This window comes from Paenibacillus sp. MAHUQ-45, assembly GCF_058133325.1.
Genome location: NZ_JBYUPV010000003.1, coordinates 84,600 through 104,816 on the forward strand (window position 1 = coordinate 84,600; position 20,217 = coordinate 104,816).

The window sequence follows — 20,217 nt, forward strand, 5'->3', positions numbered from 1 at the left end:
CCGACAGATCAGCGCAATTATTGTTGGGCACTAAGCATTTTTCTAGCGAGGGGAGATCAAATTCCTATGAATATCGCCGTCAAGTTGATGCAAAAATTCAAAGACCACGATAACCAGAATAAGCTGAAAGCCTATCAGGACAAAACGGAGCTCATCAGGAAACGAAATTTGGTAGCATGGGATGATGGGCAGCTGCAAGCGGAATCCCTCCGACTGCAACAAGAAGCAAAATCGGGCACTCCTTTGGATGAGCTGCTTGTCGATGCGTATGCATTAGTCTGCGAGACAGCGAAGAGAAAGCTCGGATTACAGCCTTACGACGTCCAGATCATGGCTGCTATCGCTCTCCACGAGAGATTTTTGATCGAGCAGCATACCGGTGAGGGAAAAACGCTCTCTGCTGTTATGCCTGCTTATCTAAATGCGCTGACTGGCAAAGGCGTTCATGTGCTGACTTTTAACGATTATTTGGCAAATCGAGATGCGGAGTGGATGGGCCCGATCTATCGTTTCCTCGGGTTAACGGTAAACTCGGTTCAAGCGGGCATGAGCCTGTTCGAGAAACGGGAAGCGTACGCCAAGGATATAACTTATGTTACGGCTAAAGAAGCGGGCTTCGATTATTTGCGCGACACGATCGCACTAACCGAAGCAGATACCGTGCATCGCCCTTTCCACTACGTCATCGTCGACGAAGCCGATTCACTCCTTCTCGACGAAGCACGGGTGCCGCTAGTCATCAGCGGCGAGTTGGGTTCTTCCAAGAGCGACGGTATTCTTTTTGCAGAAGTGGCTCGGCAGCTACAGCCAGTGGAGCATTATGACTTCGACGAGTTCCAGCGGAACGTTTACTTGAATGAAGCAGGTGCTGCGAAAGCGGAATCGCTGCTGGGATGCGGTAGTTTGTACGATATCCATAATACTCATTTGTTAACATCATTAAATTGTGCGCTGCATGTGGAATCGTTATTAAAAAAAGACGTCGATTATATCGTCCGGGACGGTAAAATCGAGCTGATCGAAGAATATACCGGCCGCGTGGCCGAGAACAGGTATTTGCCGGACGGTCTGCAAGCCGCGCTTGCGGCTAAAGAAGCGCTGCAGTGGAAAGCCGGTGGGAAAATTCTCGGGACGATCACCCTGCAACACTTCATTAGCCTGTATCCGAGGATTTGCGGAATGACGGCTACAGCGCATGCTTCCGCAATGGAATTCGAAGCTATCTATGTGCTGCAGGTCGTGCAAATCCCCCCGAACCGGCCAAACATACGGATCGACCATCCGCACCGAATTTATACCCATAAAGAAGCCAAACTTAAGGCGCTTGTACAAGAAATCTCGTCCGTCCATACGACGGGACGTCCAATTCTCATTGGTACGTCAAGCGTCGAGGAGTCTGACATGCTTGCGGAGGCGCTAGCGGTTGCCGACGTACCTTGCCATGTTTTGAATGCGAAAAACGACGTAGAAGAAGCCGAGATCATCGCCAAAGCGGGAGAAATCGGCGCCGTGACGGTGTCTACGAATATGGCGGGACGCGGCGTCGACATTCGGCTCGGCGGCGGCAACCCCGCGCAAGCAGAAGTTGTCGCCAAGTTGGGTGGGTTGTACGTAATGGGTACACATGTAAACGAAAGCGTGCGGATCGACGACCAGCTTCGCGGTCGTGCTGGCCGCCAAGGCGACCCGGGGTCTTCCATATTTTTCGTAAGCTTGGAGGACGAGATGCTGCTTCGGTTCGGTATCCATAAATCGATTCGCGCTCCTAGGCAGGAGGAGGCTCTCGAAGAGCCGGTGCTCCGCAGCAAAATCGCGCATATTCAGCGCGTTATTATGGGCCAAAACTTCGATATCCATCAGGAACTGAACTGTTATTCGGATATGGTGGAGGATCAGAGGCGAATTCTATATGAGGAGCGGCTCGAAATTTTGAAACGCGAGAAGCCGATGAGCCCTTCGGAGCAGCGGGTACGGCTTTTTTATATCGACGAGTTCTGGGCCGACCATCTGGCTTACGTTTCTTATCTTCGCGAAGGCATTCACTTGGAGAGCCTTGCCAGCCGCAATCCGATCGACGAATTTCATACGCAAATCACCCAAGCATACGAGGAAATTCCGGATAAAATCAACAGTGCGTCGGCGAATATGCTTGTAAGGCTCGGAGGTTCGAATGATCCGGCGCTGTGGGAACAGTTCGGTCTGAAGAGCCCTACTTCCACTCGGACTTATATTATCAATGATCAATATATCCAGAATAAGCGCAGCTCATGGACCGGAACGACCGTATTTTCTTATTGGCTTCGCACGATTGCGAGGCCGATATTCAGGCTATCAAAATATTGATGCAGCGTACTGTTCAAGGATAACCGTGTTCTACTGCGCGAAATAACAGCTGCTCTGAACTATTGCTCCAAAGGCAGTTTAGTTGCCTATAAATGCCTGTACTTAAGTCTTATAGCTACTAGGCTTAAGTCTGGGAAAAAGACTAGGCTTGAGTTTATTCTGATAAAGGCCTCTTCATTGATATACTTCTAAATGTTATTAATACATACTAATCAATGAAGGGACTACAACCATGAGAACTGACTTCACCAATCCTCCAGCCACAGGGGCAATAGGAGAACAGGAACGCATTCGTCGTGCGAGACGGGGGCTCCTCGTATTCTTTGCAGGATTGATCCCGCTGTCCATCCTCGGATATGTATTGGCACTACAATCAGAGCTTTTTGTTTTACTATTAATGTGGGCACCAGGGCTTGCATCTATTATTGCCCGTTTAGTGCTTCGTGAAGGAATAGCAGATATTTCTCTTAAAATTGGATTCAAGAAGCTTTTAAAGACGTTGCCTATGGTGTTATTGTTTCCTGTAATTATTGGTTTCTTAGGTTACGGTATCGCTTGGACAACAGGACTTGTTCAGTTTGTTGCACCAGACGGTACTAAAGGTTCACCAGAAGTTGCATTTCTAGTTGCAGTGCTAATGCAAATGACCGTTGGAACACTAATTGGTTTAATTACTAGTTCGGGAGAAGAGCTTGGCTGGAGAGGGTATATGACTACACGACTCGTCGATGCCCGGATTCCACGTCCTTTGCTGGTCGGCGGAATCATCTGGGGTGTATGGCATCTTCCAATTATTATACTTGGTAATTATAATTCAGGTTCTAACCTTGCAGTTTCGATCCTTCTCTTTATGGTCTCTGTGAGCTCATTTGCTTATATTCTTGGACGTCTACGCTTAACAAGCGGAAGCCTATGGCCTGCAGTTCTTTTACATGCTTCATGGAATGCAATCATTCAGGATGCCTTTGATGCATACACTGGTGGTACAAATGCGATGTTATGGACAGGAGAGTCTGGAATCCTAGTTGCGTTATTCTTACTGTTAGCAGCCTGGATGATGTCGAGAAGACCGATTCGTGTGCACCAATTATAAGCAACAGTCATTATGATTTGAGTACATCGCCACTAAGGTTACTTACCTGGGGCGATGTATTTTTATATCCAACCATATCTGAACTTATATCAGGTTATCAATTTGAGTAATACCACACTGGAAAAGATTACATTACCCTCTATACATTTCTTTTTCTACCTTTTATGATGGGAAAAGACTGTATGAAGGAGGGTCGGCCATGCCACTGATTCAAGTCGAGCATCTGCGTAAAGAATTCAAAAGACAGAAGCGCAAGGACGGATTCTGGCCATTGATGAAAAGCCTTGTGTACCGGGAATATGAACAGAAGGTTGCGGTGGAGGACATTTCGTTTACGATCGATCAGGGTGAGATTGTCGGTTATATCGGGCCTAACGGAGCTGGGAAATCGACAACGATCAAAATGATGGTAGGCATCCTCGTCCCGACCAGCGGTGATGTACGTGTGAATGGACTCGTGCCATTTCAGAACCGCATCGAAAATGCTCGGAGAATTGGTGCCGTATTCGGCCAGAAAAGCCAGCTATGGTGGGATACCCCGGTGATCGAATCACTCCGGCTGACGAAGTATATGTATGAAATTCCTGAGGATCGTTTTCTGCAGAATATGGCGCTGTTCAGTGATATTTTAGGACTGGATGAATTTAAAAATGTTGCCGTACGCTCGTTAAGTCTCGGCCAGCGGATGCGTGCAGATCTGTGTGCGGCGCTGCTGCATGATCCGCAGATTGTTTATCTCGACGAACCCACGATCGGACTCGATGTTGTTGTAAAAGAACGCATTCGCGAGTTCATCCGCCAAATTAATCGAGAGCGAGGTACCACAGTCATCTTGACGACCCATGACATGGCCGACATTGAGAAGCTGTGCAGTCGCGTGATGGTCGTCGATCACGGTCGACTGATGTATGACGGCAATCTGCATACGCTCAAGAACGATTACGGCAATATGGAGAGCATGGAGCTGGATACAGAAGAGGATTTTGTCATGGATGATGCGCTCTTACGAATGGGGATTTCGTTCAATCGGACAGAAGAAGCCAGAACCCAGCTACTCTACGATAAGAATAAAATCAACTCGTCTGCGGTTATCAAGTGGATTATGGATCACTATTCCGTTCGTGATTTCAAGGTCAAGGAGACAGAGATCGAAGAAATTATCCGGAATTTGTACTCCGGCTTTAGTCAGGAAGAGCACAAGCGGCAGGAAGTGAGCGTATGAGAATCGCGCTTTATCGGGAAATGACGCTGAACGCCTTCCGATCACTGCTTGCTTTTCGTGCTGAGGTTTTGCTCTATCTGTTCGGTCAGCTATTCAAGGTCCTCGTGCAGATCTATATTTGGTACGCTTTGTTTGAAGATAATAATCTTTTAAGCTCACAAGCCGGTACGGTTAGTTTACAGGAAATGATTACATATGTTGTGATCAGCTCGGTAATCTCGGTGTTCGCTACGAATGACGTGATTTTCAGCGTAAGCTCCAAAGTATCCTCAGGAGAAATCGCCATGGATCTCATAAAGCCGATGAGCTTTCGCTCCGTCATTTTCTGTCAGACTTTAGGCGCGAACATGTACCGTATATTATTCGAATTAATTCCGTTAGTACTCGTCAGCATGTCCTTCTTCCACGTACAGCTCCCCTCGCTGGCTAACGGCCTCATCTTTCTTATTCTTGTCTTCAATGGCTTAATTCTTAATTTCCTGATTACGTATACGATCGGTCTGATCGCCTTCTGGTACATTCTCGTCTGGCAAGTAAATACGGTGTTGAATGGACTGGTCCGGCTATTTTCGGGCGCATTTATTCCCATTTGGTTTTTCTCCGATTCGCTGATACAGATCTCCTACGTCCTGCCGTTTCGTCTTATCTATTATGAACCAATCTCCGTTTACTTGGGGAAAGTAACAGGCTGGTACGATCTGCTTGCCATCGTTCTCCAGCAATTAGCGTGGATGGCCGGTTTTTTATTGCTGCAAAAATGGATGTGGTCGCGAGCCGTTCACAAGCTTGTCGTCCAGGGAGGCTAAGATGAGATACCTTAAACTCTACGCGCGTTTTATCCCTATTTACTTCAAAAGCAAAACAGAGCACGGCTTCGGATTTTATATGGACTTTATCGGATTTGCCCTTACGCATGTGGTTAGCTATACCGTGATTTGGGCACTGATGAGCCGGTTTCAGAGTATCAATGGCTGGAATATGTATGAGGTCATGCTGCTGTATACCCTCAATATGCTCACCTATGCGGTGGCAGCTATCTTTTTCTTTTTTCAAATGAATGATGTTGAAGAGGATGTGCATAAAGGCTCTTTCGATAGCCTGCTCGTCAAACCGATCAATCCTTTTATTCATATGATCATTCGCAGCTTTGGTCATTTCTTTCTTGGCGACATTGCCATCGCGGTGATTATGCTGGGCGTTTGCTTCAGCCAGCTGGATTTACATCTTGCGTGGAGCGATTATATCAGCTTTGTTGTTGTGCTGCTGGGAGCGGTGCTGGTTCAAGCTTCTTTTATTATCATCACCGGTTCCATGTGCTTCTGGCTTGTTCGCGCAAGGTCGGTGAAGAATATTGTGATTTTTGGCATCCGCGGCTTCGCCGATTATCCGATTTCAATCTATAGTAAAATATTGCGGATCGTCCTGACGTTCGTCATCCCTTACGGTTTTGTCAATTTCTATCCATCATATGTCATTCTGGATAAGCAAGAAGGGGTGCTGTTCGCATCATGGCTGCCTTATATGACTCCGCTTATCGGTCTTCTCCTATTCTTCATCGCTTATCGGGTATGGAATGCGGGACTGAACCAATATCAGGGTACGGGGAGTTAAGCGTTAAAATATCGGCGACCGATCTGCAATGAGTCCACCAACAAGTTGCACATAGCTCACATGGATCTAGGCAGACTATTATAAGTACGAGGAGTGAGGTTCATGCAGAACAATCAAGTAGAGATTGTAACGCTTGAAGAGAAGCATTTTGTTGGAGTAGCGGTGACCAATGTTTTTCAAAGGTTTGATGACAATAGCATGAAAGAAGCCAATCAAGTATTTCTCGATAGAAAGAGCGAGATTATAGGGGTTATAAATGAGCACGAATATGTATGTCCGCATTTTGCCAGCGATGTACTCTTTACATACATCTACTGTATGGAAGTAACGAGAATTGAGAAGGTTCCCAGAGGCATGATCGGATTCAGTGTGCCCAGTCAACGGTATGCCAAGGTAAGATCATTAGATCAAGATCCGTATGCGCTAATCAAATCTTTCTTGGAAGAAAATAGTCTGCATAATAATCCAAGGTCGCTTGCACTTGAAGTATTCAAATTTGGAGAAGAACAACACTTTAATAACGCTAGTATTTTTGTGCCTATATTCAGTTAAGAGAGGAGAATGCAACATGTTAACGTCATTAGAGCATGTTCAGATTCCAGTTCACCAGTTGGAGCGGGCCATCTCATGGTACACTGAGCAGTTAGGATTTCAATTGAGCAGCCGGGACGGGGACCGCATTGCGTTTCTTACCTTGCCCGAAGGGCCTCTCTTAATGCTGTGGCAAACGCAGGACGATTCAACATTTGCGCACTATACAGTGGACGGAACGGATTTCCCAGTGTTGTTATATCGAACAACGAGGATTCATGAGCTGCATGATAACTTGGTAGAACTCAACACTCGCATTCAGCTATATCAAAACGATGGATTATTCTGGGTCCTCAAATTTTACGATCCAGAAGGCAATCTATGGGGTGCCATACAGTATAATTAATAGATTATTAAGGCGGATGGTGTTTGCAAGACACTTCATACACAAAAGTGATTCACTGCATACACAAAATCAACAAAGCGCCACTCCTTCAGAGGAGTGGTGCTTAGACTGTCGACAAACACCATTTTCTACGATTGCTGATGATAGCCTTATAAATCAGGCTCGACTTCATCATCAGCGCTTACCAAAATCACTGTTTCAGAAGGTTGAAACTTATGTATGGGGGCTAACGGACCCTATCGTCGTTATTTGCACATCAAGTCGCTTCTGGAACCTGTAACGGACTCAGGTGCCGCTATTTCCTCCCAAACCGTGGATTTTACATAGGATTTCTGCTTATAACGCCTCTGGAGTCCGTTATTTTCTGGAACGGTCAGGTGTTAGGGAATAGCGTCTCTGAAGTCCGTTAAGTTGTTAGGAAATAACGCCTCACGAGGCTTGTTAGTTGTTATGAAGCACGTAGCTGGGGACCGTTGCCAGATGGAACAAGAAGCAAGTACTGATTTCGAGATAGGTTCATTAATCAAGGGGTTAAGTATGGATTTCGCACAACAACTACTTTCTCAACTATTTTCTAAACTATTTCCTCAGCAGTCTGGCGCCACCCCTATAGGTGTGGCGTTATTTGAGTTGTTCGATTATTTTCACAGCCAAGTGTCTATCATTCATAAATAGTAGCGGTGGGTGACATAGATTTACATAATGTTACATTTGTAATACGATATAGTAATGTTCAGTCTGGTAACTCTTGTTCTGTCCATAGAGGGGAGCCGATAGAGTTCTTTTGCATGGGGAGGTTAGTTAATGAAACGGTGGGCCAAGCGTGGAGTGTTGGCGCTGCTCTTGTTGTTATCCTTAGGTTCGGCTTATCTTTACGGTCAAAATAACTGGATACAAACAACAACATACACTGTCACTTCTGAGAAAATTCCAGCCGAATTCGAAGGATTCCGTATTATCCAGCTGTCTGATTTGCACAGTAAAATGTTTGGGGAAAATCAGTCAGTGCTCTCTAAAGAAGTGACTAGCCTTGCGCCCGATGCAATTATTACTACTGGAGATATGATTAATGGTACCGACAGGCAAGGGGAGGCTTTTCTCCAATTTGTGCGTCAGATTCGGGATGTACCAATCTATTATGTCTCCGGCAACCATGAACAAATCGCTGCCAGCAAGGCGCACAATATTGGTCTCTCTTGGTACCAAAATTATTTGGACGAGCTTCGTTCCCTCGGAGTAAATATTGTAGATGATGCAGATGTAGAGATCAAGCGGGGGGATAGCAGCATTCAGCTTGCAGGGCTGATCTTACCTATGCGGTTGTATAAGCGCTATGATACTGCCACTTATGTAGGAGAAAAACCATACGGAGCGGATCGCATCGAAGAGAGTGTGGGACCTGTCAGCAAAAGCCTGTTTCAAATCCTTATTACCCATAATCCGATGTATGCTGACGTCTACGCAGATTGGGGTGCCGACCTTGTGCTTACAGGCCATGTCCATGGCGGTATTATACGTATTCCATTCGTAGGTGGTCTGTTGTCGCCAGAACGTGACTTTTTTCCAAAATACGATGCTGGTATGTTTAAAATCGGCGATGACAATCAGACGCAAATGCTCGTAAACCGTGGTCTGGGCAGTGCCGAATTTAGCTGGCGGGTTAACAATCGCCCGGAGATCTCAGTAGTGAAACTGCGTACTGAGTAGGCTGGAGCACTTATTAAATTTCAGATATTTTGGAGGGTTTATCTATTGAAAGCAAATGAGCGAAAAGAGATATTAACAGTTTCATATCCTATTCCTTTTTACACGCAGCTAGTTGATTTTAATGATAGTAGTTTGCAGGGATTTAAGAATAAACAGGATGCTGAGCACTGGCAAGTACGTGGTTGCGGGATTGCATCTATCAAAATGATTATCGACGGATTCCAGAGCTATCGCGGCAATAAACTAAGTGAGACCTATGGCGAATTCGTATATAGGGGATTAGAAATCGGAGCCCATTGTGAGCGAGGATGGATACATAAAGGGTTAGTTGAGCTTGCAAAAAAATATAATGTATCAGGTCAGACTTTTAGACAAAGTAATGTAAATGATGTGTTTTTTGAAATAGAAAAGAATAGACCGTGTATTACATCCGTAACTGCCGGTTTTCATGGCGGCAAAATGGACAGTAACGGCGAGATCATCCAAGCGGGCGGGCATTTGATCGTTGTGATCGGAGCGGTGAGAGAAAATGGAGAGTTGCAAGGTTTTATAGTAAATCATCCATCATCTAGTACAGAGCTAAATTGGGAAAATCATTTTATACCCATTGAAGATTTTAAAAGATCGTTTTCTGGTGCCTTTATGTCATTTTGGATAAATGAACAATAAGATATTTCAGTTGGTAGAGATAGTAAGTCACGGATATGTGATTAAGCAGCAAGAACCGCCTAACCCGAATAAGGGAGAGGCGGTTTTTTCGCATCCGCTATTTTACAACATAATGAAGCTCAACGAATTGCCCTGATGGCTTCGCTTCTTTAAGCGTGAGTTTTATTTCCGGGTTGTCACCTTTGAACAGTGGAATGCCATTGCCGAGTACAATTGGAGTGATTGTGACTATGAATTCATCCACGAGCTTTTCTTTCATAAGCACATCGAGTATATCAGCTCCGCCAACGATCCAAATCTTGGCACCATCCTGTTCTTTTAGCTTGTGCACGAAGCCAGCCACATCTTCATGAACGAAGGTGACATGCGGGCTTGGCGGTTGCTCGGAACGGGAGAATACGTAACACTGTTTATCCGGATAGGGGAATTCGTCCGCTAACTCAAAGGTTTGATCATAAGTTTTTTTACCAATCAGGACGGTATCAATGGTTTGATAAAATTCACTGTAGCCATTGTCGCCTTCTCCCTCGACGTCATTAAGCCAATCCACTCCGCCATCCTCTTTCGCAATGTAACCGTCCAGTGAGGCTGCGATGTATAGTACAACTGGTCGTGTCATAAATTTTATTTCTCCCTTCAGACATTAGATTCATCTTCATCATAGCAGTGAAATACGTCATCTTCTGTCATATTAAAAAAGAGTGAAGGGAGATTACTTGGAAGTATAGTAATTCGCTGTTACGCTGGACTCCCTAACAATGAGTCGTGGTTCAAATTCAACTCGCTCATAATCTGTCACGCTTGTTGATTGAATTCGCTTGAGCAGCAGCTCTGCTGCGAGCCGACCGACTTCACTCCCCATAATGGAAACGGATGTGATTTGCGGTGTGGTCACGGTCGCCCACAGGTTATTATCGATGCCGGCAATGGCCACATCCTCAGGTACGCGAACACCCAGCTCTTTGAACCGATTAACAATTCCGATGGCAATCATGTCATTGACAGCATAAATCGCATCCGGCATGTGCTTAAGGCTGTAGAAGTAATTCGCTGCCATTCTTCCTGTTTCAAATGAAAAATCCTCACCAAAATAGACAAGAGAAGCATCTAACTGCGACAAAGACTGTTCATAGGCAAAATAACGCTCTTCTATTTTGTCCTTTGGAGCGCCGGCATAGGCAATCCTCGTTCTCCCGATTCCCTTCAAATGCTCCATGACCAGCCGACCTTCCTGACGGGATAAACCGACGACATCAGCCTTCAAGTCCGCGCTGAGTTTTTTACTATAATTGATCACGGAGATCGGTAGATTGGCATGGTTGATTAGGCTCTCCAGCTGTTTGGGATAAGCCAGGGGCATAATCACTAATCCATCTACATGAAGCTTCTTGATCTCACGTAGCGTCTCCAGTTCCAGCCTTGCATTACCAAGGGTGTTAATCTGCACCACCCGATAGCCATGCTGTTTGGCAGCTTGTTCTACGGACCATGCTATATCCGGGATGATCGCGTTGCGGATATCCGGAACAGCCAATGCGATCTGAGAGGTCTGACGAATTTTGAGGCTTTGGGCTGAGGTGTTCGGACTAAACCCCATCTCTTTAATGACCTCAAGGATTCGCTCCTTCGTCGCTGCGCTGATTCCTTCCTGATTGTTAAGTGCACGGGAGACGGTAGCAATGCCTACGCCTGCTTTCTTGGCAACATCCGCAATCGTCACCTTTTTGGGATCGGTCATATTTATTCCTTTCAATCCGGAATCGTTTCCGAATCTATGTTGTTTATTTCATCTCTTATTTTTATTATAGCATAGTCGGCATTGCTGAGGATTATGACTTGTACAAAGTGGATTTTGATTATTATATACAGAAAAAATATAAATCCCACACTTAAATTACGCTTTTTATTCCAATTCACATTTGACACTTTGAACAAATTGTGACATGATATTACTCGGAAACGTTTCCGGTTTTGTTTTGGATTTTACTTAACTCATTCATTAATCAAGTGTATAGGAGATGACTCACATGCAAGCGCTCAGATGGCATGGTGTGAAGGACTTACGCGTAGAAACGATTCGTGAGCCCGAAGTTCAGAAAGGTCAAGTTAAAATCAAAGTGGAAGCCTGCGGCATTTGCGGAAGTGATTTGCATGAATATGCGGCAGGGCCGATCTTCATCCCGGAAGGAGCACCTCATCCATTAACGAATGAACAGGCTCCAATCGTCATGGGTCACGAATTTTCCGGTCAGATTGTTGAAGTTGGAGAAGGGGTATCGTCCTTACAGATCGGTGATCGGGTAGTGGTTGAGCCCATCTTTGCGTGCGGTAAATGTGCTGCCTGCAAACAGGGTAAATACAATCTGTGTGAAAAAATGGGATTCCTCGGTCTGGCCGGTGGTGGTGGCGGCTTCTCTGAGTACGTGGCTGTTGATGTGAATATGGTGCACAAGATTCCAAGTAACCTGTCCTATGAACAGGGCGCATTAGTTGAACCTTCCGCTGTTGCGCTGTATGCGGTTCGTTCCAGTCAATTCAAAGTCGGAGATCGTGCAGCCGTATTCGGTACAGGACCTATCGGACTGCTTGTTATAGAGGCACTTAAAGCATCAGGCGCTTCCGAGATTTATGCTGTTGAGTTATCGGAAGAACGTCGGAACAAGGCAGAGGAGCTTGGTGCTATAGGCATCAATCCTGCTGAGAAGGATGCTGTTCAGGAAATTATCAAGCTGACTAACGGTGGAGTAGACGTGGCTTATGAGGTTACAGGGGTTCCGGTTGTCCTGACACAAGCGATTCAATCTACCGGTATCGGTGGACAAATTATGATTGTCAGTATCTTTGAACGCGAAGCATCCATTCATCCGAATCAGATTGTCCTGCAGGAGAGAAATATTGCGGGCATTATCGGATACCGGGATGTATTCCCGGCGGTGATCAGTTTGATGGGGCAAGGCTATTTCCCAGCGGAAAAGCTAGTTACGAAGCGCATTTCTCTGGGTGATATCGTGGAGGAAGGTTTTGAGACCTTGCTGAAAGAGAAGAACCAGGTTAAAATCATGGTTTCTCCGAGACCCTAGCAAGTAATTAAGAACCGAAAATGAAAAACTAACCTATAGCAAAACGCCGCCTTAGTGAGACTAAAGGCGGCGTTTTTGCGTGGATAGCTCGTACTTCGGGTCAGGCTGATCCGAAGTTTTTTATTGGATGTGCACATACAGCATAGCTCTTTGAATATTCCTATGGCCGCTAAATCAGTAGGATATCAGGACTCACTTTTTACATAAATAGAAACAAAAATTTAATGTGATATAATATTGATAATGCAACAACGGGTGGGAGGACAGGCCATGAACAAAGAAGAACAGCTCATGCTGGGTTTTAGGGACTTATATAACAAGATGGTATGGCTTAACAAAGATAAGATGGAGGAGAGTCTTAAGGGTCTTAAGTCCTCTGAAGTACATTGCATCGAATACATTGAGAAAAATGCAGATTCCAACGTGACCAAGCTTGCGGAATCCTTTTATATGACTCGTGGCGCCATAAGTAAAATTACTCAGAAGCTCCTGAAAAAAGGTCTTATCGAGAGCTACCAGAAGTCGGATAACAAGAAAGAAATTTATTTTAGGCTTACTGAGCAGGGGAGGGTAATTTATAACATCCATGAAGATCTGCACAAAGAATTCCGGGAGCGGGATGAAGCCGTATTTGAGCAGGTAACGGAAGAGCAATTTGATAGTATGCTTAGCTTCGTGAAAAAGTACAGCAGTCATTTGGATGCGGAAATTAAGAAACAGGGTATAGAGATGAAGTCGGAATAAAGTTTGAATAATAAAGGTGAAAACACAGGCAGTCGTGCTCTTTTAAGAGTAGGCTGCTTTTTTTATTGATGTTATTTTGTTGACGAGGAAACAAAAGTGATATACTATGAGTTTGTTTCCGAGGAATCAATTTATCGCTTTTGAGGAGAGAAGTATAATGTCGAACGTTAGATCACACAATGAACAGAACGCAGAGCAAACCGTAGATAAACACGCTTTAATATTCGGTCTAATCTCTGTGTTCCTTTGCGGAGTAGGCTTTAGTATCATAACACCTGTCGTCCCATTCTTAGTGCAGCCTTATGTAAGTAATCCAGGAGAGCAAGCAGTAATAGTTACGCTGTTGACCTCTGCTTATGCCTTCTGCGTATTTTTTGCAGCCCCCGTGCTTGGAGCTTTGAGTGACAGATATGGCCGTCGTCCATTGCTCTTGCTATGTCTTTTGGGTTCAGCAATCGGGTACGTAATTTTTGGCATTGGGGGAGCGCTATGGGTGCTATTTGTTGGGCGCATAATTGAAGGTATAACAGGCGGGAGCATAAGCACGATCTTCGCCTACTTTGCAGATATCATTCCTCCGCAGCAGAGAACCAAATACTTTGGATGGGTGAGTGCGGTAGTAGGTGTGGGTACTGTTATTGGCCCAACGCTAGGTGGATTTCTTGCCAAGTTTGGTTATTCTGTACCGATGCATTTTGGAGCAGTAATAACGCTATTGAATGTTGCTTATGGATTCTTTTTTATGCCTGAGAGCCTTGATAAGAATAATAGACTGAAAAAGATTACCGTTGTACGACTGAATCCATTTGCTCAGCTTGCAAACCTACTTTCTATGAAGAACTTAAGCAGACTCCTTATCTCAGCGTTCTTACTTTGGCTGCCTAACGGATCCTTACAGGCTGTTTTCTCGCAATTTTCAATGGATACTTTTAGTTGGAAGCCTGCAATAATCGGGCTTATGTTTTCAATCATGGGCGTTCAAGATATCGTTTCACAAGGTCTCATTATGCCTAAGCTATTGAAAAAATTTAATGATAAGCAGATAGCCATACTTGGCATGGTGTCGGAGATTATAGGATACGGTCTTATTGCATCATCTGCTTTGGTCTCATATTATCCCCTTTTTATCGTTGGAATGTTTATATTCGGGTTTGGTGATTCGATCTATGGGCCTTCTTTCAACGGGATGCTCTCCAAGTCTGTCGATTCTAGTGAACAAGGAAGGGTGCAAGGGGGGAGCCAATCTATTCAGGCTTTAGCAAGAATGATTGGACCTATTATTGGAGGTCAGCTTTATGTATTCCTTGGTCATGCCGCACCCGCTTTTATGGGGATGATCCTTATAGCAGCGGCAATACCGGTACTGTATAAGAGAGCGCAAGTGAATATATAAACTATCAAAGAAACTCAGATAAATATGATAATACCGTGTCTAAAAGACTTTCTCCTGTCTATGATCACTGAATCTCGATTATAATGGTAAAAACAGACAAGGGGATGAATGCAAAATGAGATGGAAAACATTGGCGGCCGCTGGTGTAGTTGTTATCGCGTTAGGAACCTACCTACTTGTGAACAATAATGGAAACAAAGGTAATAATGAGCCTGTGAATATTAAGCAAATGGTGCAGGATTTCAGTACACGTAAGGCGACAGCGACGTCGGCTTCAATCACTTCCAAGCAACTGATCGTAACAGGCGAAAATGCCAAGGAAGTAGCCTACGATCTGCCAGACAATGAATTCTTTCTGTCGATTGCACCGTACATCGATCAAACGCATCCTTGTGCGATCCATAGCTTGACTGGCTGCCAAGGTGAATTGGCGAATCAAGAGTTCAGTGTGACCATCAACGACTCGGAAGGGAAATCAGTGATGGACAAGGTTGTCATGAAATCCCAGGCTAACGGATTTATAGATCTGTGGCTGCCGCGTGATGATAAATACCAAATTACTGTGGAACGTGAGGGGAAAACCGCAAAGTCGGAAATTTCTACCTATGAGAACGACAATACTTGTGTTACAACGCTGCAACTTAGTTAGAAGCGACATGAATTTTGCCATAGCGGGATAGGTTATAATTTAATTTAGGACACATTGCAAACTGCAGTGTGTCTGTTTTTTTATACATATAGTTAAAAATATACTAAATTCACGTATGAATTATTACGCGAGTATGTTACTATTGGCTACATGAACGCATTAATACATTAAAGGGGACGATTTACGCTTCCTTATTCTTTATTTTTTATAAAAATGAAGAATTAAAGTGATGAAAACTTACATTGGGAGCGGTGATTGTAGAGGAGGGGATGTCATGTTTAGTTGGCTGGGATGGAAAACAGGCTTACCGCTATGGTGGTCAAATCGGCTGAACCGGAACCTGGAGTCTGATATTGCCGATATCTTTGAAGGAATTGCTGAAACAAGGCAAGAGATATTACATAATTGGGCGGAGTTATATTGGGGTTACTTAAGCAGGTTGCATGAGCAATTACGAATGCTTCAAGGCGAGTCCCGTTTTCCAGAGGGGCATGACTATTCGACATGGGAATCCTTATTTATGGCTACACGTGGCAGAGCGGCAGACTTTTCGGAGATTTTTGTACTGAGCCAAGAGGGGGACGTAATCTCGACCACCTTTCCTGCACATCGTGGAATGCGGTATGGCGAAGAGAGTGTAATTCGCAAGGGGTTACAGTATGCCTCAGAGGGTGCGGAGGGACAAAAATGCTTGTTCGGGCCTTACGCTGATCCAGTGACTCTGCAAGCTGGGCCGAGCACTTCATCGTTCTTTGATGAGATGACGTTATTATTTATTTTGCCGATTGTCAGACAAGGGAGAATTGAGAGCTTCTTGTGTGGACGTGTGCCCAATGATGTGATTGGGGATCTAATTCAGCGGGAATCGGGGCATATCTATCCTGATTCAGGCGACCATTATCTTTTTATGGCTGAGCCCCGCTTACAAACTGAGATTAAACCAGGTACTGCGTTATCCCGCAGCCGATTTGAGGATCGTACCTTCACACATGGCGAGAATCTGAAGGATGGTGTGACGACCCGCTGGGGTACAGTCAAGGTGGACAAGCATACGGAGTTGGAGCTGATGTTCACCGATCCTGCTTCAGGCGAGCTTCATCCCGGTGTGGCGAATACGATTGATAGCGGCAGCAATTTATTTGTTTCTTTTCCCGGATATTCGGATTACCGCCACATTCCTGTGATTGGAAAAGGGGTAACGCTTCAGCTGCCCCATTGCCCTGATGTATGGGGGATGATGTGCGAGGCTGACTTTGAAGAGGTCTATCGAACTCGCAGTCTTGGCTGGAATGTCACTAAGCGGATGCTGCCTCTGTTGCTCGCTATGACTGTTCTGATTGCAGGGATTGCTGGATTTTTGACAGGGGGTACAGAGGTTGGCGCGGTGGGCAGTGCTTTAATAATTGGTGCAGCAGTACTGATATATGGGCTGATAGGCTGGCAGATTATCCTCCGAACAAGCCTTCTTCCAGAAACGGGACGTATACGGCAGTTAAATCGCTTCTTACGTCACAGCACCGAGGGCAGCAGCGATCTGACGCAAAGAATCCCGCTTCAGGATTTTGGAAGAGATGAGCTGTTAGATACGGCCAAATGGATTAACAGTATGATTGACTCGCAGGAAGGGATTCTGTTGAAGGTCAAGCATGCGGCGGATGATGTGATGGTGAGCCAGCGGCAGCTGAGCACTTCAACTGTGGAGACAGAGCAATCGACTGAACGTGTAAATGAGCGGATTGAAATTATGGTGGAGAGTATCCTGCGTCAGCTGCAAGATCTTGATGCTGTAAGTGATGCCGTTGCGGACATGCGCGTGACCCTGCATGAGCTTGAACAACAAGCTGCGGATCAGATCTCAGTTGCCCGACAAGAGGTGGAGAACATTGGAGACAAGATGGCCGACATCACTCAGCAGGTATCAGCGACACATGAGACCATGGACTCTTTTGTAGGCACAACGCGCAGTATTGAGGATGTTCTGCAGATTATTGAGCGTATATCTTCACAGACGAATCTGCTCGCATTGAATGCTTCGATTGAAGCGGCAAGAGTAGGGGAGCATGGAAGAGGCTTTGCGGTTGTGGCTGCGGAAATTCGTAAGCTGGCAGAGACAACCGGTCAATCTGTAGCGGAGATCCAGGGGACCATCGGTCAGATTTATGCCGGTTCTGAGCGTGCGCAGCAATCCATGGCCGAGGTTACACAGGTTGTGAAGGAGGGCAGTGTCAGGGTTGCGGCAGCAACCGAACTGCTAATTCAGGCTAACGATCGGGAGGCTAGCAAATCTGAGGTCGTTGAACGGGTAGTGCGGTTGATGGCGGAGATCACGGCAGTTAGCATGGATAACCGGAATATTTCCGCCGAGGTCGAACAGAAGCTGGCAGCGCTCAGGAATGACTACGTACAAGTACAGCAAAGCGCTCAATATGTAGAGGTTATAGGTGAATTTTTGCAACAACTAATGGGGCAGTTCAGGTTAAAGGAAGTCAGAAGAAATTAGTAGATACAAGGGTTGTAATTTAGGCAATGTCACTGATTTATAGTATAGTGGTTAGAATGGACAACAAGAAAAGAGGGAACGAATGCCTACTATACTAGTTGCTGACGATGATGCGAACATTCGCGAACTTGTCTGTTTATTTCTTCGTAATGACGGATTTGAAACAGTCGAAGCGGCGGACGGCAAGGAAGCACTGAGCGTCTATGCCGCGGTGCCGGTCGATCTTGTCGTGCTTGATATTATGATGCCGGTTATGGATGGTTGGGCGTTATGCAAGGAGTTGCGAAGAGCCAATCCTGACCTTCCGCTACTTATGCTGACTGCGCGAGGCGAGACATGGGAGAAAGTGAAAGGATTTGAGCTAGGGACAGATGATTATTTGACAAAACCCTTCGATCCGCTAGAGCTGACGGTTCGGGTCAGGGCATTGCTGAAACGTTACCGGATTGGTTCCACGCAGACGATTCAGTTCGGTGACGTCACTCTGGACCGGCAGACTTATAAGGTGATGAAAGGGTCAGAGACGCTTGCATTGCCACTCAAGGAGTTCGAATTGCTGTACAAGCTGGCTGGAACACCCGGACAAGTCTATACGCGCGAACAGTTAATCGACCAGATTTGGGGTCTTGATTACGCAGGCGATGATCGAACGATAGATGTACATATTAAGCGCCTGCGTGAACGGTTCGGAGCCTCACCTGATTTTCGGATTGAGACGGTACGGGGCCTTGGTTACCGCCTTGAGGTATATGAATGATCAGATCTATCTATACACGTGTTGTCCTGACATTTCTAGTCTCTGTGGTTGGAGGCTCACTCATTGCTTTGTTGGTGGCAACCTGGGTATTTAAAGGTCAAGTGAACGAAAACGCGCAGATCCCTTTGCGTAACTTTTCGCAGGACATCGTTCGGCTTTACAATACGTTTCCGTCATATGAAGCCGACACATTCGTAAGTGGAATGAAGCAACTCAATTCCTATCATATTCAAATTTACGATGACATAGGTCAGTTCAGATCTTACGGAGCGCGAGAAGGACACAATCCTGTCCATGTGACAAGGGAACAAGTGAAAAAAGTGCTTAACGGAGAAGTGGTGCAACTTCATTTTTTTGGCGATACCACTAATCTTTTAGGAATGCCATTGAAAACAGAAATGGGAACGAAAGCGATGTTTGTGGAGATGCTCACTCCTCCATCAATTTCTTTTAACAGGAAACTGATATTGAATTTGTTGACCTATGCTTTGATCGCAGGTAGCCTACTGATTCTGGTTGCTGCCATGTTCCTGGTCAGACCGATCAAGAGGCTGACCAAAGCGACCAGGCGTGTAGCAATTGGGGATTTCAATGTTAAGCTGAAAATTAATCAGACCGATGAGTTGGGTACTTTGGCTCGCAGCTTTGAAGATATGATGCACGATCTACAGCAGCTTGAGCAGATGCGCAGAGAGTTCGTATCGAACGTCTCGCACGAGGTACAATCGCCGCTCACCTCAATATCCGGTTATGCTATTGCACTGAAGAACGTAGACCTTGCCGATCACGAGCGAAGACGTTATCTCGATATTATTATCGCTGAGGCTGCCCGAATGTCCAAAATGAGCGATAGCCTGCTAAAGCTGAGTGTGCTTGAATCACAGTCACAGCAACTGCGGCTGTCCTCGTTCAGCCTGGATGAACAAATCAGACGCGTCATCGTGGCGATCCAGCCCCAATGGTTGTCTCGTAATATCACTTTCGATCTTCAATTGAAGGCAGTGAACGTGTCGGCTGACTATGATCTATTAAATCAGGTATGGACGAATATACTCGGCAATGGCATCAAATTTTCCAAGGACAACGGCGTTATTCATGTCAGTGCCCTTTCAGATACCAAAGGCGTAACCGTCCGGATCTCAGACCAGGGCATCGGAATTTCCTTGGAAGATCAGCAGCGTATATTCGAGCGCTTCTTCAAGGCGGATCGTTCCCACAGCCGTAAATATGATGGTAGCGGTATGGGACTTGCCATCGTTAAACAGATCGTAACGCTTCATCAAGGTGACATCACAGTGGAGAGTGAGCCTGACCGAGGAACGACCTTCATTGTTACTTTGCCGATCACGACGCCAGAAGATTAGTCAGATTCTTAGGGTATCCAACACAAAGTCTAAATGGTGGTCCCTAGATCTCTCATGCTACGGCATTATGTGCAAGCTTGCTTGCAGATGAAGCTGTAGCATTTTTTTGTGCTTGTTCATACTCCGTTCATATTGGCGTCACGGGGAG

Annotated in this window: 19 protein-coding genes; 17 read left to right on the forward strand and 2 right to left on the reverse strand. The window is 45.5% G+C overall.

The window, feature by feature from the left end; all coding sequences use genetic code 11:
• The first annotated feature begins 66 nt into the window (after positions 1-66).
• The 10 genes from AC3Y23_RS07645 to AC3Y23_RS07690 all read left to right on the forward strand — a co-directional run bounded on the left by AC3Y23_RS07645 (position 67) and on the right by AC3Y23_RS07690 (position 9,582).
• Positions 67-2,343, forward strand: coding sequence for a preprotein translocase subunit SecA (locus AC3Y23_RS07645; protein ID WP_379197341.1), 2,277 nt, complete (start codon positions 67-69; stop codon positions 2,341-2,343).
• Between the two features lie 232 nt (positions 2,344-2,575).
• Positions 2,576-3,436, forward strand: coding sequence for a CPBP family glutamic-type intramembrane protease (locus tag AC3Y23_RS07650; RefSeq protein WP_379197343.1), 861 nt, complete (start codon positions 2,576-2,578; stop codon positions 3,434-3,436).
• A gap of 199 nt (positions 3,437-3,635) precedes the next feature.
• On the forward strand, positions 3,636-4,658 hold the full coding sequence (locus AC3Y23_RS07655) for an ABC transporter ATP-binding protein (RefSeq protein WP_379197345.1): 1,023 nt from the start codon (positions 3,636-3,638) through the stop codon (positions 4,656-4,658).
• Complete coding sequence (locus tag AC3Y23_RS07660; RefSeq protein WP_379197347.1) at positions 4,655-5,464, forward strand: ABC transporter permease; 810 nt, start codon at positions 4,655-4,657, stop codon at positions 5,462-5,464. Before AC3Y23_RS07655 ends, AC3Y23_RS07660 begins: the two co-directional genes overlap by 4 nt.
• Position 5,465: 1 nt before the next feature.
• Positions 5,466-6,269 carry an ABC transporter permease gene (locus tag AC3Y23_RS07665; RefSeq protein ID WP_379197349.1) on the forward strand — a complete coding sequence of 268 codons (804 nt, stop codon included), beginning with the start codon at positions 5,466-5,468 and terminating at the stop codon, positions 6,267-6,269.
• A gap of 102 nt (positions 6,270-6,371) precedes the next feature.
• On the forward strand, positions 6,372-6,821 hold the full coding sequence (locus AC3Y23_RS07670; protein ID WP_379197351.1) for a GyrI-like domain-containing protein: 450 nt from the start codon (positions 6,372-6,374) through the stop codon (positions 6,819-6,821).
• Between the two features lie 16 nt (positions 6,822-6,837).
• Entirely contained in the window at positions 6,838-7,206 is a 369-nt protein-coding gene (locus tag AC3Y23_RS07675; RefSeq protein ID WP_379197353.1) for a VOC family protein, read from the forward strand.
• 480 nt (positions 7,207-7,686) lie between these two features.
• Positions 7,687-7,881: a hypothetical protein gene (locus AC3Y23_RS07680; RefSeq protein ID WP_379197355.1), complete on the forward strand. Its 195-nt coding sequence runs from the start codon at positions 7,687-7,689 to the stop codon at positions 7,879-7,881.
• Positions 7,882-8,010: 129 nt separating this feature from the next.
• Complete coding sequence (locus AC3Y23_RS07685) at positions 8,011-8,913, forward strand: metallophosphoesterase (RefSeq protein WP_379197357.1); 903 nt, start codon at positions 8,011-8,013, stop codon at positions 8,911-8,913.
• Between the two features lie 45 nt (positions 8,914-8,958).
• On the forward strand, positions 8,959-9,582 hold the full coding sequence (locus AC3Y23_RS07690) for a C39 family peptidase (RefSeq protein ID WP_379197359.1): 624 nt from the start codon (positions 8,959-8,961) through the stop codon (positions 9,580-9,582).
• Positions 9,583-9,679: 97 nt separating this feature from the next.
• Here AC3Y23_RS07690 and AC3Y23_RS07695 read toward each other — a convergent pair whose 3' ends face one another.
• Together AC3Y23_RS07695 and AC3Y23_RS07700 are read right to left on the reverse strand one after the other, a co-directional pair.
• On the reverse strand, positions 9,680-10,201 hold the full coding sequence (locus tag AC3Y23_RS07695) for a dihydrofolate reductase family protein (protein WP_379197361.1): 522 nt from the start codon (positions 10,199-10,201) through the stop codon (positions 9,680-9,682).
• A 93-nt stretch (positions 10,202-10,294) separates the two neighbouring features.
• Positions 10,295-11,320: a LacI family DNA-binding transcriptional regulator gene (locus AC3Y23_RS07700; RefSeq protein WP_379197363.1), complete on the reverse strand. Its 1,026-nt coding sequence runs from the start codon at positions 11,318-11,320 to the stop codon at positions 10,295-10,297.
• Positions 11,321-11,609: 289 nt separating this feature from the next.
• Here AC3Y23_RS07700 and AC3Y23_RS07705 point away from each other — a divergent pair, with 289 nt between their 5' ends.
• From AC3Y23_RS07705 to AC3Y23_RS07735, 7 genes are all read left to right on the forward strand, one after another.
• The gene (locus AC3Y23_RS07705; protein WP_379197365.1) at positions 11,610-12,662 is read left to right on the forward strand and encodes a 2,3-butanediol dehydrogenase; all 1,053 of its coding nucleotides are present in this window, start codon (positions 11,610-11,612) and stop codon (positions 12,660-12,662) included.
• Positions 12,663-12,932: 270 nt separating this feature from the next.
• Entirely contained in the window at positions 12,933-13,406 is a 474-nt protein-coding gene (locus tag AC3Y23_RS07710; protein WP_379197367.1) for a MarR family transcriptional regulator, read from the forward strand.
• Positions 13,407-13,563: 157 nt separating this feature from the next.
• Complete coding sequence (locus tag AC3Y23_RS07715) at positions 13,564-14,799, forward strand: MFS transporter (protein WP_379197369.1); 1,236 nt, start codon at positions 13,564-13,566, stop codon at positions 14,797-14,799.
• A 115-nt stretch (positions 14,800-14,914) separates the two neighbouring features.
• Positions 14,915-15,448 carry a CueP family metal-binding protein gene (locus tag AC3Y23_RS07720; RefSeq protein ID WP_379197371.1) on the forward strand — a complete coding sequence of 178 codons (534 nt, stop codon included), beginning with the start codon at positions 14,915-14,917 and terminating at the stop codon, positions 15,446-15,448.
• 274 nt (positions 15,449-15,722) lie between these two features.
• On the forward strand, positions 15,723-17,948 hold the full coding sequence (locus AC3Y23_RS07725) for a methyl-accepting chemotaxis protein (protein WP_379197373.1): 2,226 nt from the start codon (positions 15,723-15,725) through the stop codon (positions 17,946-17,948).
• Positions 17,949-18,030: 82 nt separating this feature from the next.
• Positions 18,031-18,705, forward strand: a complete 675-nt coding sequence (locus AC3Y23_RS07730) for a response regulator transcription factor (protein ID WP_379197375.1) — start codon at positions 18,031-18,033, stop codon at positions 18,703-18,705.
• Positions 18,702-20,069 (forward strand): sensor histidine kinase, encoded by a 1,368-nt coding sequence (locus AC3Y23_RS07735; protein ID WP_379197377.1) that lies wholly within the window; start codon positions 18,702-18,704, stop codon positions 20,067-20,069. Before AC3Y23_RS07730 ends, AC3Y23_RS07735 begins: the two co-directional genes overlap by 4 nt.
• Positions 20,070-20,217: the final 148 nt, after the last annotated feature.

Excerpts from the sequence above, each read along its gene's own strand:
- AC3Y23_RS07645 (WP_379197341.1), top strand. The coding sequence starts at position 67 with ATGAATATCGCCGTCAAGTTGATGCAAAAATTCAAAGACCACGATAAC.
- AC3Y23_RS07650 (WP_379197343.1), top strand. The coding sequence starts at position 2,576 with ATGAGAACTGACTTCACCAATCCTCCAGCCACAGGGGCAATAGGAGAA.
- AC3Y23_RS07655 (WP_379197345.1), top strand. The coding sequence starts at position 3,636 with ATGCCACTGATTCAAGTCGAGCATCTGCGTAAAGAATTCAAAAGACAG.
- AC3Y23_RS07660 (WP_379197347.1), top strand. The coding sequence starts at position 4,655 with ATGAGAATCGCGCTTTATCGGGAAATGACGCTGAACGCCTTCCGATCA.
- AC3Y23_RS07665 (WP_379197349.1), top strand. The coding sequence starts at position 5,466 with ATGAGATACCTTAAACTCTACGCGCGTTTTATCCCTATTTACTTCAAA.
- AC3Y23_RS07670 (WP_379197351.1), top strand. The coding sequence starts at position 6,372 with ATGCAGAACAATCAAGTAGAGATTGTAACGCTTGAAGAGAAGCATTTT.
- AC3Y23_RS07675 (WP_379197353.1), top strand. The coding sequence starts at position 6,838 with ATGTTAACGTCATTAGAGCATGTTCAGATTCCAGTTCACCAGTTGGAG.
- AC3Y23_RS07680 (WP_379197355.1), top strand. The coding sequence starts at position 7,687 with ATGGAACAAGAAGCAAGTACTGATTTCGAGATAGGTTCATTAATCAAG.
- AC3Y23_RS07685 (WP_379197357.1), top strand. The coding sequence starts at position 8,011 with ATGAAACGGTGGGCCAAGCGTGGAGTGTTGGCGCTGCTCTTGTTGTTA.
- AC3Y23_RS07695 (WP_379197361.1), bottom strand. The coding sequence starts at position 10,201 with ATGACACGACCAGTTGTACTATACATCGCAGCCTCACTGGACGGTTAC.
- AC3Y23_RS07700 (WP_379197363.1), bottom strand. The coding sequence starts at position 11,320 with ATGACCGATCCCAAAAAGGTGACGATTGCGGATGTTGCCAAGAAAGCA.
- AC3Y23_RS07705 (WP_379197365.1), top strand. The coding sequence starts at position 11,610 with ATGCAAGCGCTCAGATGGCATGGTGTGAAGGACTTACGCGTAGAAACG.
- AC3Y23_RS07710 (WP_379197367.1), top strand. The coding sequence starts at position 12,933 with ATGAACAAAGAAGAACAGCTCATGCTGGGTTTTAGGGACTTATATAAC.
- AC3Y23_RS07715 (WP_379197369.1), top strand. The coding sequence starts at position 13,564 with ATGTCGAACGTTAGATCACACAATGAACAGAACGCAGAGCAAACCGTA.
- AC3Y23_RS07720 (WP_379197371.1), top strand. The coding sequence starts at position 14,915 with ATGAGATGGAAAACATTGGCGGCCGCTGGTGTAGTTGTTATCGCGTTA.
- AC3Y23_RS07725 (WP_379197373.1), top strand. The coding sequence starts at position 15,723 with ATGTTTAGTTGGCTGGGATGGAAAACAGGCTTACCGCTATGGTGGTCA.
- AC3Y23_RS07730 (WP_379197375.1), top strand. The coding sequence starts at position 18,031 with ATGCCTACTATACTAGTTGCTGACGATGATGCGAACATTCGCGAACTT.
- AC3Y23_RS07735 (WP_379197377.1), top strand. The coding sequence starts at position 18,702 with ATGATCAGATCTATCTATACACGTGTTGTCCTGACATTTCTAGTCTCT.